This is a genomic window from Candidatus Kryptobacter tengchongensis (assembly GCF_001458555.1).
Classification (GTDB): Bacteria; Bacteroidota; Ignavibacteria; order Kryptoniales; family Kryptoniaceae; genus Kryptonium; species Kryptonium tengchongense.
Genome location: NZ_CZVH01000011.1, coordinates 17501 through 30966, shown reverse-complemented (window position 1 = coordinate 30966; position 13466 = coordinate 17501). Strand labels below are relative to the sequence as shown.

The window sequence follows — 13466 nt, the reverse complement described above, 5'->3', positions numbered from 1 at the left end:
TAATTTTTAATTTTAAATTTCATTTTTTGTTCTGTATAATCTTCCTCACCGCGGACGCCAATATAACATGGGAGATTGGGAACCTCGCCTGAGATTTTGACCTTTTCAAGTTCATTGAAAATTTTTTCAATATCTTTTGGAGTTATATCCCTTCCACCAAGTCCATAAATGTAGTTAACGATGGGAAGATTAGCAAGTCGTGTTCCTTGGAGAGTTGCCTTAACATCAAGGCAAACTGGTCCACATGGTGCCCCAAAAGCAATTGCTCTATCCATAACTCCAACTACAAGCGCATTTGAGAGGAGCTCTTTTATCTCTTCCTTTGGAAATGGTCTGTAAAGCCTTATCTTTAAGGCACCAGCTTTTAAGCCTTTTAGTCTAAGTTCATCAACTACCTCTTTTATCGTTCCAGCAGTTGAACCAAGTGAAATCAAAACAATCTCTGCATCGTCAATTTCATACGGCTCAACATATTCATATTTTCTTCCGCTGATTTTGTAATATTCCTCGTCAATTTCTTTTATGAGCTTGTAAGCATTTTCCATCGCCTCTGCTTGTGCTCTTTTGTGCTCAAAATAGTAATCTTGAAGATCAAGCGGACCCACCGTTACAGGATTTTTAACATCAAGAAGTTTATATTTTGGGTTATATTCACCAATGAAACTTTTAACAACATCATCATCAAGGACTTCAACTCTTTCCATGGTGTGGCTTATTATGAATCCGTCCATCATTACCATAACTGGAAGGAGAATATCGGGATGTTCTGCAATTCTTAATGCGATGATTGTGTTATCGTATGCTTCCTGGGCATTTTCCGAGAAAAGTTGTATCCACCCCGAGTCCCTTGCTCCCATAGTATCGGAGTGGTCACCGTGAATGTTTATAGGTGCGCTTAGAGCTCTATTTATGACAGGCATAACAATTGGCAATCTCAATCCAGCTGCAATGTAAAGTATTTCCCACATTAAAGCGAGTCCTTGCGAACTCGTTGCTGTCATCGCTCTTACTCCAGATGCGCTTGCCCCAACTGTTGCACTTAATGCGCTATGCTCAGATTCAACAAGAACCATTTCTGTATCAACAAGTCCATCGGCGACGAATTCTGTAAACCTATGCATCAATTCTGTTTGTGGTGTGATTGGATATGCTGCAACAACATCTGGGTTAATTTGTCTCATTGCTTCTGCAACGGCTTCATTCCCGGTCAAAGCCATTACTTTCATTTTTACCTCCTGAAAAATTTTTTGATTATTGATGTTCAAGGACCATTGTTATTGCTTTGCTCTTATCCGGGCAAACTTCAGCGCAAATCCCACAACCCTTGCAATGGTCATAATCAAATCCGATAAGTTTGCCATCTTGAACAATTATTGAATTATCGGGGCAATAAATCCAGCAAATTAAACAATCATTGCACTTTGATTTATCAATGACGGGTTTAAATGTTCTCCAAGAGCCAGTTTTATACTTCATAGCACTTCCTGGCTCATCAATCACAGCTCCGACTGGGAGTTCAAACCATTTTTTTAGTTCGCTCATTCTCCTTTTACCTCCTCAAATGCTTTTTTTATTGCTTGAACATTGCCTTCAACAACTTTATCGCTGAATTTTTTAGAAAATTTTTTAACTATATTCTTCAAAAGTGTATCCAGATCAAGAACATTTGTAACTTTTATCAACGCACCAAGCATAACAGTATTTGGAATTGGTCTTCCTATTGTATCAAGTGCTATTTTTGTTGCATTTACAGTATATATTTTGCCCTTTTTTATTCCAAACTGTTTTCGTATTTGTTCAGGTTTTTTTTCGGTGTTGATGATTAAAATTCCATCATCTGGCATTCCCTCTGTTACATCAATTGTTTCAAGCAGCGTTTGATCAAGGACTACCACTACTTGAGGATTTTCAATTCCGCTGTGAATTCTTATAGGTTTATTGTCAATTCTTGTGAAACCTTTTACTGGTGCGCCCATCCTTTCGGGACCATATTCAGGGAAACCTTGTGCAAATTTACCCTCTTCAATTGCTGTCTCTGCAAATAGCATCGCAGCTGTTTTAGCTCCTTGTCCTCCGCGACCATGCCATCGGATTTCAATCATATGCCTTTGATTTGATTTTGTTTTTAAACAAATAAATAAAAAATCGTGCCAAGACATAAAAATTATAAATCAATTAATTTTAGAATTGTGAAGGTTTAAATTTGTCTCAAAAATTTCAAATAGTGGCAAAGTGAAACAACTATTGCTGGAGGGAGCGTAAAAGTTCAAGGTATTTCTTTATAAGGGCTTCGTAATCCTTGTGGTAGTTTTCGCGAATTGATCTAAGGAGGTCTTGGAAGATTTTCTCTTTTTCTTCATCAAGCTTTAGCTCCGCGGGGCTTTGCCTTGTGATATTTTGCCCGGGTCTTGATTCACGCCGTTTCTCAAAGTCTCGTTCGTGGATTGAGCGTTGCGCGTCAAGAAGCCTGGATAAAATCCTATCTTGCTTTCTTATCGTTTCCTCATTTAAATTCCCTGACTCAAGGTCACTTACAACTTCTTTCATCTCTTCTGCAATTTTATTTAAATCCCCAAGAATTCTGCTTCTATTTCCAGAAGTTTCCGCTTCTTTCATCAATTCCTGAAGAGATTTCCGGATGATCTCTTGTTGAGCTGCTAACCTGGCCATCTCTGCTTGCTGTTGAAGTGAAAGTTGCTGCATAAGTTCTTGGGTAGCTTGGTTTAATCCAAGTTGTTGCATTGCAAGTTGATTTAACTGTTGAAGTAAAAATTGCAACCCACCACCTGCCCCGCCTTGCATCATTGCTTGCATTGCATTGCCAAGCTGTATTATAGCTTTGTTTAGCGAGTTCATCGCTTCGTTCTGAAAACTTGATGCTCCTAAGTTATCCCTTGCAGAAAGCGATTCAATTGCCCTGTGCATGTTCATTAGAGCCGATCCAATTTCCTTTCCCATATCAGGGGTTATGGCAAAGGTTTTCTGTGAGAGTTCAATCATCTCATTTGCAACAGAGTTCAATCCTGAAAGTAGGTCCATTTGCTCTCGTGCAAGTTCCCGAAGTCTTGAAGAGCCCTGCGTAGATTTTTGAGTTTCATGTTTTATCTCTTCCTGTTCTTTTGAAAGCGCAAGAAGGTCTTTTTGAATTTTTTGCATTTTTGAGATTATCTGCCTCTGCTGATTTTGCATCAGTTGCTGTTGAAGGGTTTGTAAACCACTTTGCATTTGCATAAGCCCCTGTGAAAGCTCAAATTGCATCTGCGTTGCTTCCTTTAAATTTCCAGACATTATTCTTTCACCAGCCCTTTCAAACTTTTCACCAAATCTTCGCTCTTTCATCTCGTTTAGAATCTTTTCAAGTGAATCAAGTGGCATTTCATTTTTGAACTCTTTCATCTTCTCTTTTAAATTTTCAAGATTCTCTTCAAGTTTTTCCATATCTTCCTTCAGATCTTTTTGCTCATCGCTTAACTGTTTAAGCTGCGCCTTGTTCTCTGGATTTACCTGTGCTGTTTTCTTTCTCAACTCCTCCTGTTTCTCAATAAGCTGTTCCGTCTGTTTCAAAATTTCATTTAATTTTTGCTCAACTTGAATTCTCTTGAGAAGATTTAAAGTTCTTTCTATACTTCTTCTAAAGTTTTCTTCGGAAAATTGAAACTTTTCAAGTGCTTGCCTTATCAAGTCTGGATTTATGTTTTGCATCGCCTGTTCAAATCGCCTCATGAGATCTTTCAATTCAGGTATGTCAAGCTGATTTAATAACTTTTGAAGTTCAATATATTTCTCAAGCGTCTCGGGTGAGATTAACCTGTTTTCCTCCATCTTTTGAACTAAATCCTGAAGTTTCTGGCTCGTTTCTTTTATCTTGTTTTGAAGTTCTTCGTATTGTTTCGCTATATTTTGAATTTGTTGCTGTCTTTGCCAGTCTGGTTTCAAAGTGCCTTTTTTCAAATCTTTCTCAACCTCATCCATTTCCTGCCTCAACTTTTTAGCCATTTCAAAAATATCCTTTATATCCTGATAAATTTCGCTTTGCGTTTGCTCAACTTGAGATAAAATTTCATTAAGGGACGGAAATCTAATCGTGTAAATTTCCGTTCGTGCAGGCTTAGGACCACTTACGATGTCGTTATCAAAAACTTCAAGGTAATAACTCACAACATCATCCGGTGCAAGTTCAAGATCTGATAGATCCCATAAATACGGAACTTCTTGCTCTTTCAAGGTTTTATTGATCGGTATTTCAATGAATTTAAACTCATCCCACGCTTTGATATATCGTGAAAAGCTCAACTTGTAGGCAAGTTTTAACTTCGTAAATCCAAAATCGTCACTTATCCTTGCAAGAATGCCAACCTGCATATCACGGGATATGTCAATGCTTTTTTCTGGACTTAATATCTGAACTTTCGGATATTCGTCCTGTATTATACTGATTTTATATTCAACTGGTTGTTCATTTTTCAATCCATCTTTGCTTTTTAACTCAATGTGGTATGTCCCGCTTTTCAAAAGTTTTATTTCTCCCCTTGCTGTTGACCCCGAGACAAAAAGATTTGAAACGGTTCCATCATTGAAAACAATTTTCGCTGAGTCAAGCACCTTATTTGACAATACCTCAAACCTTGCGATCGTCCCAGATATTGCTGTTATATCTCCAAAGTTATCTTCAAGGTAAATCGGCATAAATCCTGTGTAAGATGGATATGAAAGCTTGATTTTTAAAAGTTTCACGACAGGTTTATCAATTACATCAATTTTAAACTTTTCTGTCTTCAAATCTTTGAGTTTGACGAAATACTCAACTGATGTCCTGATGTTGTAAATTTCATATTCAAATTTACCTGTGAAGAATTTATCCGATTTGACCTTTTTAAGCTCAAAGTTTTTCACCCCTTCTTGTGCAAGGTATAGTTCTATTTCTGAGGGTGAAGGGAGATTTAATTTCTGTGGTATTGCATAAATTTTAATTTTGACATTTGCACCCTTCGCAATGGTTGTATCACCTGGTTCAACCTTGATGATATAATCCTCGGGTTTTATAAATTTTTTATCGTAGTTTAAAATCCTGATAAATGAATTTCTTAACTCGGGCAAGGATGAAAAAGTTAAAACAAAGACGCCGAGAATTAAAAACGAGGTTAAAAGTTTCCTGTTAGGTTTTGAACTATCAATCTTATCCCATTCAACTTTTAAAATTTCGTTGGCAAGCTGTGTGAAGGCAGAATCAATTAATTCAATTGAATATGGGGCTTTGGGATTAAATTTTTGTTCATAAATTTGTAATGCATCTATGAGTTTATCTCCGATTTCTGGATATTTTGCCCATACAAATCTTGCGAGCTCAAAATCATCCTTTGATCTTATCAAGCCCAAAATTTTCAAAATTGGTGGGAGAACATAGAAACCGAAACTTAACACAAGAGTGAGGCTGGCGAAATAAAAAATTAATTTTCTAACTGGCGAAGGAAAATAAAATTCTAATTCAAGCAAACCTATCAAAATTAGCGAAAATGCAACGAGGATGAGCCATTGTGAAAATTTTATTTTAAACTCATCAATATCAAGGGATTTTCTTAGGCGTTCAAGTTTTGATTTTATCTGTAAATAAATTTCGTTCATCTTTGTTAAAGTTTAGTTTGTCAAAGCCCACACGATTATGTTTGTTCCGAATCTTAAAGCTTCCTGTCTTTTTTCTTCGGGATCGTGGTGGACATCAGGGTCAGCCCAGCCATCGCTTGGATTTGATTCGTAAGTATATAAGAGGACAAGTCGCCCGTTGTGAAAAATTCCAAATGCTTGCGGTGGTTTATTGTCATGTTCGTGAGTTTTAGGAGTTCCATTTGGGAAATTGAAATAACAGTTGAAAAGCCCATAAGAGAATGGTAATTCAACAAGTTCTTTATCTGGAAAAACTTTTTTTATCTCTCGCCTGAAGGATTTGTCCATGCCATAATCATCATCAGCGTAAAGAAACCCACCGTTTTCAAGGTATGTTCTTAATCTTCTTGCTTCATCCTCGTTGAAAGTTATATTGCCATGCCCTGTCATAAAAAGAAAAGGGTAAGAGAAAATGTTATCGCTTGCTATATCAACAAACTCATAAACTGGAATGACATCAATATTTGTGTTCTCTTTGATGAATTTCAAGAGATTTACCTCAGCTGAGGGATCGTTATACCAATCTCCCCCACCACGATATTTTAAACGTCCGATTTTAAAAGCACTTTTTGATTGATAAATCTCCTGTGCAGTTGAATAACGATTAACCTGAATAAATGTTAAACAAAGCGCAAGGAAAAAAATCAAAAGTATTTGAGCTGTTTTATCTCTCATTTTGAATAGTTTTCTTAGTTTGCTTTCACAGGAAATTTAGAAAAGTTTTGCCCAATTGTCAAATTAGGGTTTAATTTAAGGGGGCAAATAAAGATTCTATCATTGTATTAGATTCGCCCGTGTCTATTATAACAATGACAACTTGAATTGACTCACCCCCCTGCCCCCCTCTCTAAGAATTTAGAGAGGGGGAAAGATTGACTCACCCCTTATCCCCTCTCTATAAATAGAGAGGGGGAATTAAAGGGGGTGAGTTAAAATATAAATTGTGTTCGGGTTTCATCTCTTGCAATGAGGGAGTAAGGCTGATTGTTCAAAGAGCACAAGCCTGCTGATGGATTAACTCACCCCCCTGCCCCCTCTCTAAGAATTTAGAGAAGGGAAAAGATTTACTCACCCCCTGACCCCCTCTCTATAAATAGAGAGGGGGAATTAAAGGGGGTGAGTTGAAATAGAGATTGCTTCAGGGACTATGCTCCCTCGCAATGACAAGGCAAGTGCCGTTGGCCAGAAAGCACAAGCCTGATAAGTGATTGACTCACCCCTTACTCTCTCTCTCTAAAAATTTAGAGAGGGGGATTAAAGGGGGTGAGTTGAAAAATTCAAAATGATAAAATTTATCCTTCAGGTTCGCTAAAAAAGATTTTTATTTTGTTTTCATACTCTTTCAAAACAAAGCTTTGAAAATTATTTGGATGTGCTTTTGAAACATGCGGTCTGCATCTAAACATTAAATCTCTTTCTTCATCTGTTAAGTTCGGATATCTCTTTTTCCAAATCATCTCCCATTTTCTCATTAAAATAAGGTCAATTTTATCAAGCTTGTTGTTAAAGGGAAGCTCAATAAGTTTTTCTAAAAGTGATTGGGAGATTGGAAATCTTTTTGAGATCAATTTTGGAATTTGGGTAAAGGTAAAATTTGGGATGAAATTTTCTATCCACGAGTTCGATTTAAGAAATTCTAAATATAGGTCAAAATTAAATATGGGCTTGACAGATGCGATCTCAAGTGCGGTGAAGATGTTTTTATCCTCAATCTCAAGATGATCATCGGTGATAAAATAATTTAAGCAGAAAAATTTTTTTCTGTTTAAGAGGAAAACTTTTTTAAAAGCAATTAAAGCGCTTCTGGTGAGCCAGAGCCTTTTTGGTTTTGTTATTATGAAAAAATCAATATCGGTGTGAATTGATACATTCCATTTTGCAAGGGAACCTGAAATGAAAATTCCTCTTACAAATGGAAATCTTTTTATTATGTGAGCCATGAATTGAGCTATCTTCCAGAATTTTGGGGCAAGTTTTTCTCCATTAATTCTGTTCAATACCCAGTTTTTATCGTTTTCAATGAGGAAAAAGTTATCTATTTCAAAAATTTTGCCAGCTTTTTTAAGTTCTTTCACTTCGCTTTTTAATTTGTCAATTGTGCATCTTTGAAAAAGAAGAAATTTGTGTAATTCATCTATTTTCAGCGGATGTTTAAAAATAGAAAAATAAATCAGGGTCTTTATGATACTTTCTTGGACTTGCGTCATTGTAAAATTTGTGTTTTATTCTTTTGATAGGAATTCTTTTAAATTTCTTGCGATGTTTTTGCCAACTATTTTCTCAAGTTCTTCAATTGGTGCTTGTTTAATTCCTTCAATTGAGCCAAATTTTGAAAGTAAAAGTTTTGCCCTCTTTTCTCCAATTCCTTTCACTCCAAGAAGTTGGGTTGAAAGGATACGTTTTGCTCTGACCTCACGATGGAATGTGATTGCGAAGCGATGCGCTTCGTTTCTAATTCTTTGTAGCAGATGAAGTGCGGGTGATGATTTTGGTAAAGACTGTGGGAAGTCAATGTTTGGAAAGTAAATTTCCTCAAATTTTTTTGCAATTGCTATTATCGGCTGATTTTTAATTCCGAGTTTCTCAAGCGATTTTATAGCTGAGGACAATTGACCTTTTCCGCCATCTATTACAATAAGGTCTGGCATTTTTCCACCCTCGTTTAAAAGTCGTGAGTATCGTCTCTCAATGGCTTCCTCCATGCTTGCAAAGTCATCAGGTTTTCCAGAGACACTCCTAATTTTAAATTTTCTGTATTCGCTTTTCTTTGGTTTACCGTTTTCAAAAACGACAACAGATGCAACGATATCTGAGCCCTGAATGTTTGAGATGTCAAAACATTCAATTTTTCTTGGTAATCTATCAAGATGTAATTCTTTCTGCAATGCTTTTAGAAGATTAGGTGCAAATTCTTCCTTTGCTTTCATTTTTTGGATTTTGTATTCATCAAGGTGATATTTCGCATTTATTCTGCACATGGATACAAGGCGAGATTCATCCTCGTTTTCAGGAGTTTTTATTTTAACATTTGAATTTTTTCTTTCCGAAAGCCACATCTCAATTGAAGTTGAATTATCAATTTGCGTTGGGATTAAAATCTCAGCTGGGATATATTCCGAGTTTAAATAGTATTGAGTTATTAGAGTTTCAATTATCTCTTTTTCTTCTTTGTATGCGACCCCTGTCATAAAAAATTGCTGACTTCCTATAAGTTTTCCATCCCTTATTTTGAATAAAACACCGCATGCGTCTTCATCTTCGTATGCAATTGCAAAAATATCTCTATCAATTGGTTCAATGCTCACAATGCTTTGTTTTGCTGTGTAAATTTCAAGCGCTTTAATTTTATCCCTTAAAATTGCTGCTTCTTCAAATTTTAGTTCCTCCGCAAGTTTTTCCATCTGTGCTTTTAACGATTCAACAAGTTTATCAATTTTTCCATTTAGAAGTTGGATAACCTGTTCAATCATTTTATTATATTCTTCTTTTGAAACGAGTCCCTCGCAAGGACCACCGCACTTTTTTATGTGATAATCAAGACATACTTTGATTTTCTTTTTTTGAATCACATCATCATCAATGTAATACTTACAACTTCTAACCATGAAGATCTCTCGTATTAACTTAAGAGTTTGTTTGAGTGAATAGGCGTCTGTGTATGGACCGAAGTATTTAGAGCCGTCCATTTTGATTTTCCTTGTTGAGAAAACACGAGGAAACGGCTCATTTGTGACGACGATATATGGAAAACTTTTATCATCTTTTAAGCTTACATTGTATCGTGGTTTGAGTTTTTTTATAAGATTTGCTTCAAGGATGAGTGCTTCAATTTCAGAGGGAGTAACTATGACCTCAATATCACGAATTTTTGAGACGAGGGCTGAAAGTTTGGGGTTTGAGGGTTGAGATTTGGCAAAATAACTTCTTACCCTATTTCTTAAATTTTTTGCCTTACCAACATAAATTACTTTTCCGTTTGCATCTTTGAATTGATAAACGCCTGGGAGTTGTGGTAAATTTTGGATTTTTATTTCAAGTTCATTCCCCATCGTTTATTTTATCTTTTGTCTTCTCTTGTGTTAATTCAACGAGGACGCCGTTAACAGATTTCGGATGAATAAAAGCAATCAAGCAATTATTTGCGCCAAGTTTTGGTCTTGTGTCAATAAGCTGAAAATTGTTAATTTTTGCTCGTTCAATTTCTTTTTCAATATCTTCAACTTCAAAAGCTATGTGGTGAATTCCCTCACCTCTTTTTTCAATAAACTTTGCGACTGGGGAATCAGGTGATGTTGGCTCTGTAAGCTCAATTCTTGATTCACCAACTTTCAAAACCGCAACCCGAACTTTTTGATCTTCAACTGTTTCTATATGGTAATTTTCGGCGCCCGTGAGTTTTAAAAATGTTTCTATCGCCTCTTCAAGATTTCTTACAGCAATGGCAATGTGTGATATTTTTTTAAACATCTTCCTGACTTTTTAGTTTTTCAACTCTTATTTTTTTAATTCTTCTATTTTCAACCTTTTCAATAGTGAATCGTAAGTTTTCATAATTTATAACATCTTTTTCCTTTGGAATCTTCCCAGTTATATCAAGTATAAAACCACCGATGGTATCATAATCGCTCTTTGTTGTTTTTAAGTTTATTCCGAGCAATTCATTAACTTCTTCAATTGTAATTCCAGCGTCAACAAGGAACTCATCATCGTTTATTTTTTCAAAGGTTTTTTCTTCTGCTTCTTCTCTTTCTATTTCGCCGAAAATTTCGGTTATTATATCTTGTAGTGTTACAAGTCCAGCTGTCCCACCGAATTCATCAACGACGATTGCGATATGCATCTTTTTTTGTTTAAACTCTTGAAGCAATGTTTCAAGTTTCATTGTTTCTGGGACGAAAATTGGCTCTTTTAAAAATTTTTTAATATCAAATTTTTTTCTTGCGGTTTTGTTCCTGATGAATTGAATTATGTCCTTTGCGTATAAAATTCCAACGATGTTATCAATTTGTTCTTGATACACTGGAAGTCTTGAGAAACCAGATTCCTTTATTGTTTTGATTATTTGTTTTAGCTCGGTGTTAAGCTCAATTGCAACCATATCAACCCGTGAGGTCATCACATCTTTGACAGTTTTATTGGGGAATTGAAGTAGGTTTTTAATTATCTCTTCCTCTTCTTTTCTGATAACACCATATCTTCCCCCGAGCTCAATCAGTGGCTTTATTTCTTCAATCAAAAGATCTGCTTTTGAAATCGGGATTCTTTTTTTGAATGAGTTTGTAATTATTAGAAAAAGTTCAACAATCGGGTAGAGAATTATTGAGAAAAAATTTATCAGTGGGGAAACGACAAGAGCAACTTTTTCTGGGTTTTGAGAGGAAATCAATTTTGGGATAATTTCACTAAATAAGAGGACAAGGACGGTTACAAGTATTATGCTTATTGAAACAGCATATTCTGGATTTATGTTAATTGCGTAGCTTAACCTCAAGGCGGAAAGCGTTGAGAGAAGAGCAATGCCGACATTTATAAAGTTATTTGAGATCAGGATTGTTATGAGCAATCTTTGAGGATGCTCAAGGATTTTTGCGATAAGTTTGTGTGTTCTTATTTTACTCTTTGAAAATCTTTCCAAAGTTTCAGAGGGAAGGGAGAAAAGTGAAACTTCCGAAGCTGAGACGAGCCCGGAGAGTATCAGCAGGGTTAAAATGATAACCAGAAAAACAAACACGTCATAAAACATCGTTAAAGTCAGATGGGATTTTTATTAAAATGGCAATTCATCATCTTTAGTTTTTTCAGGGGTTGATTGATCTGAAATTTCAGGAGGAATCTCGGGATTTTTAATCTCTTCTTCGGATGTTTCAATTTCAGCGATATCAGGTGTTGTTATTTCATCTGTTGGTTCAACTGGTGCTGTTTTTTGCTGAAGTTGAGTGGATAATTCAGATGGTGCTGTCCTTGCTTCAAGCAGAATTATATCATCTGCGACGATTTCCGTAACAGTTCTTCTAATTCCGTTTTTATCTTCATAAGTTCTGGTTTGAAGCCGACCCTCAACATAAACTCTACTTCCCTTTTTGAGCAACTCATTTGTCAGCTCTGCAAGTTTTCTCCACACAACGATTGTATGCCATTCCGTTCTTTCCTGCATATTCCCTTCGGCATCACGCCATGTTTCATTTGTTGCAATTCTAAATGTGGCAACTGGGACACCGCTTGGGGTGTATCTTAATTCAGGATCAGCGCCAACATGACCAATTAACATAACTTTGTTTAAACTGCGTGCCATGATAAGTTAACCTCCATTATTTGAAATTCTAAAATTAAGATATGGAATAAAATGTTAATAAACAAGGATGGGGTGCTTGTAATATTTTTCGGCATATTCACGCACCATTCTGTTAGTATTGAAGAAATAGGTTATCGTTGCAATTGAATATCTAATTTTTTTAATCCATTCCCTGGGGATTCCGTTTTCATCTCTGTTGTAGAAAGCCGGGATGATTTCGTTTTCAAGCGTTTGATAAAGTGATTCAGCGTCAAGTTTATCTTGGATGTTCGGGTCTTCAATGGATTCATCTTTTCCTATAGCCCACCCATTCATTTGATTGTAAGCTTCCCTCCACCAGCCATCAAGTATGCTGAAGTTAAGTCCGAAATTTAAAATTATTTTCTGTCCGCTTGTCCCGCTTGCCTCAAGTGGTCTTCTTGGGTTGTTAAGCCACAGGTCACATCCAGAGACGAGATGTCTTGCTATGTTCATATCATAATTTTCAAGGAAGATAACTTTGCCATAGAATTCAGGTAATTTTGAGATTTGGATAATTCTTTGCAAGAATTCTTTCCCCGCGTCATCTCTTGGGTGTGCTTTGCCAGAGAAAATTATCTGGATAGGTTTAGTTTTATCATTGAAAATTTTCTTTGCCCTATCAATGTCGTAAAAAATTAAAGGAGCTCTTTTATATGTTGCAAACCTTCTTGAGAATCCAATCGTGAGCGCATCTGGGGAAAGAATCATATTTATGTTGATTCTTGAATCAAGACCCATTTTCAAATGTTGGACAAGGAACTTTTCTCTCACAAATTCTATGAGGTTTCGCCTCAGTTCATATCTTATTGCCCATATTTCTTCGTCTGTTATAAAGTTTTGATCAAGGACGCTTTCCCAAAGTTTAGGGTTTTCAATTTCCTCATACCATTTATCGCCTAATTTTTTCCTCCAAAATTCAAATGCGATTTTACTTAACCATGTTGGTAAATGCACTCCGTTTGTTATATGTCCAATGGGCACATCTTTTTCGGATTTGCTTTTGAAAAGGGGTTGCCACATTTTTCTGCTAACTATACCATTGAGCTCGCTTACTGCATTTGCATTTCTTGTGAGTTTCAAAGCAAGGACGGTCATACAAAATGTTTCTTGGTCATTATCGGGGTGAATTCTGCCATAAGCGAGAAATTCCTTTAACGAAATTCCAAGTGATTTTATGAATTCACCAAGTGCATATTCAATCAGATCGGGTGTAAATCTATCGTGTCCAGCTGGAACAGGGGTGTGAGTTGTGAATATGCATTTTTCTCTTACGATTTTTTCAGCTTCCTTTATTGTTTTACCTTTGTTAATTTCTTCTCGCAGGAGTTCAAGCGTTAAAAAGGCGCTATGACCTTCATTTAAATGAAATACCGAGGGTTCAATCCCCATTGCTTTTAAAAGCCTTACTCCGCCGATTCCAAGGACTATTTCTTGAAAGATTCTTGTTGTTGAATCGCCCCCATAAACTTTGCTTGTTATATCTCTGAAGTGG

The 13466-nt window shown here is 36.1% G+C and carries 11 protein-coding genes (1 of these 11 cut by a window edge); all 11 read right to left on the bottom strand.

The window, feature by feature from the left end:
- Positions 1–1226, bottom strand: a 1226-nt coding sequence (locus AT685_RS00470; protein ID WP_081040499.1) for a pyruvate ferredoxin oxidoreductase, incomplete at its 3' end; no start/stop codon positions are given.
- Between the two features lie 25 nt (positions 1227–1251).
- Positions 1252–1542 (bottom strand): pyruvate synthase subunit PorD, encoded by a 291-nt coding sequence (gene porD / locus AT685_RS00465; protein ID WP_072150342.1) that lies wholly within the window; start codon positions 1540–1542, stop codon positions 1252–1254.
- Positions 1539–2102, bottom strand: a complete 564-nt coding sequence (locus AT685_RS00460) for a 2-oxoacid:acceptor oxidoreductase family protein (protein WP_081040498.1) — start codon at positions 2100–2102, stop codon at positions 1539–1541. The genes porD and AT685_RS00460 overlap by 4 nt, the downstream gene beginning before the upstream one ends.
- Before the next feature lie 139 nt (positions 2103–2241).
- On the bottom strand, positions 2242–5622 hold the full coding sequence (locus AT685_RS00455) for a DUF4175 family protein (RefSeq protein WP_072151099.1): 3381 nt from the start codon (positions 5620–5622) through the stop codon (positions 2242–2244).
- A 12-nt stretch (positions 5623–5634) separates the two neighbouring features.
- Positions 5635–6336, bottom strand: a complete 702-nt coding sequence (locus tag AT685_RS00450; protein ID WP_072151098.1) for a DUF4159 domain-containing protein — start codon at positions 6334–6336, stop codon at positions 5635–5637.
- A 617-nt stretch (positions 6337–6953) separates the two neighbouring features.
- The gene (locus AT685_RS00445; RefSeq protein WP_143713052.1) at positions 6954–7736 is read right to left on the bottom strand and encodes a hypothetical protein; all 783 of its coding nucleotides are present in this window, start codon (positions 7734–7736) and stop codon (positions 6954–6956) included.
- Between the two features lie 147 nt (positions 7737–7883).
- Positions 7884–9710, bottom strand: coding sequence for an excinuclease ABC subunit UvrC (gene uvrC / locus AT685_RS00440; RefSeq protein WP_072151096.1), 1827 nt, complete (start codon positions 9708–9710; stop codon positions 7884–7886).
- The gene (gene mce, locus AT685_RS00435; RefSeq protein WP_072151095.1) at positions 9700–10128 is read right to left on the bottom strand and encodes a methylmalonyl-CoA epimerase; all 429 of its coding nucleotides are present in this window, start codon (positions 10126–10128) and stop codon (positions 9700–9702) included. Before mce ends, uvrC begins: the two co-directional genes overlap by 11 nt.
- A complete protein-coding gene (locus tag AT685_RS00430; protein WP_072151094.1) occupies positions 10121–11404 on the bottom strand; it encodes a hemolysin family protein in 1284 nt (427 codons plus the stop codon). Before AT685_RS00430 ends, mce begins: the two co-directional genes overlap by 8 nt.
- Before the next feature lie 24 nt (positions 11405–11428).
- Positions 11429–11953: a single-stranded DNA-binding protein gene (locus tag AT685_RS00425; protein ID WP_072149869.1), complete on the bottom strand. Its 525-nt coding sequence runs from the start codon at positions 11951–11953 to the stop codon at positions 11429–11431.
- A gap of 54 nt (positions 11954–12007) precedes the next feature.
- Positions 12008–13466, bottom strand: the 3' portion of a protein-coding gene (gene glgP / locus AT685_RS00420; RefSeq protein ID WP_072151093.1) for an alpha-glucan family phosphorylase. Its footprint extends 662 nt past the window's final position; 1459 of the gene's 2121 nt are visible here — the last part of the coding sequence; the start codon falls outside the window, past its right edge — the gene reads right to left on this strand; its stop codon occupies positions 12008–12010.

What these genes read in the sequence shown, in the direction of transcription:
- porD (WP_072150342.1), bottom strand. Translation starts at nt 1,542, where the DNA reads ATGAGCGAACTAAAAAAATGGTTTGAACTCCCAGTCGGAGCTGTGATT.
- AT685_RS00450 (WP_072151098.1), bottom strand. Translation starts at nt 6,336, where the DNA reads ATGAGAGATAAAACAGCTCAAATACTTTTGATTTTTTTCCTTGCGCTT.
- AT685_RS00455 (WP_072151099.1), bottom strand. Translation starts at nt 5,622, where the DNA reads ATGAACGAAATTTATTTACAGATAAAATCAAAACTTGAACGCCTAAGA.
- AT685_RS00425 (WP_072149869.1), bottom strand. Translation starts at nt 11,953, where the DNA reads ATGGCACGCAGTTTAAACAAAGTTATGTTAATTGGTCATGTTGGCGCT.
- mce (WP_072151095.1), bottom strand. Translation starts at nt 10,128, where the DNA reads ATGTTTAAAAAAATATCACACATTGCCATTGCTGTAAGAAATCTTGAA.
- AT685_RS00430 (WP_072151094.1), bottom strand. Translation starts at nt 11,404, where the DNA reads ATGTTTTATGACGTGTTTGTTTTTCTGGTTATCATTTTAACCCTGCTG.
- AT685_RS00460 (WP_081040498.1), bottom strand. Translation starts at nt 2,102, where the DNA reads ATGATTGAAATCCGATGGCATGGTCGCGGAGGACAAGGAGCTAAAACA.
- uvrC (WP_072151096.1), bottom strand. Translation starts at nt 9,710, where the DNA reads ATGGGGAATGAACTTGAAATAAAAATCCAAAATTTACCACAACTCCCA.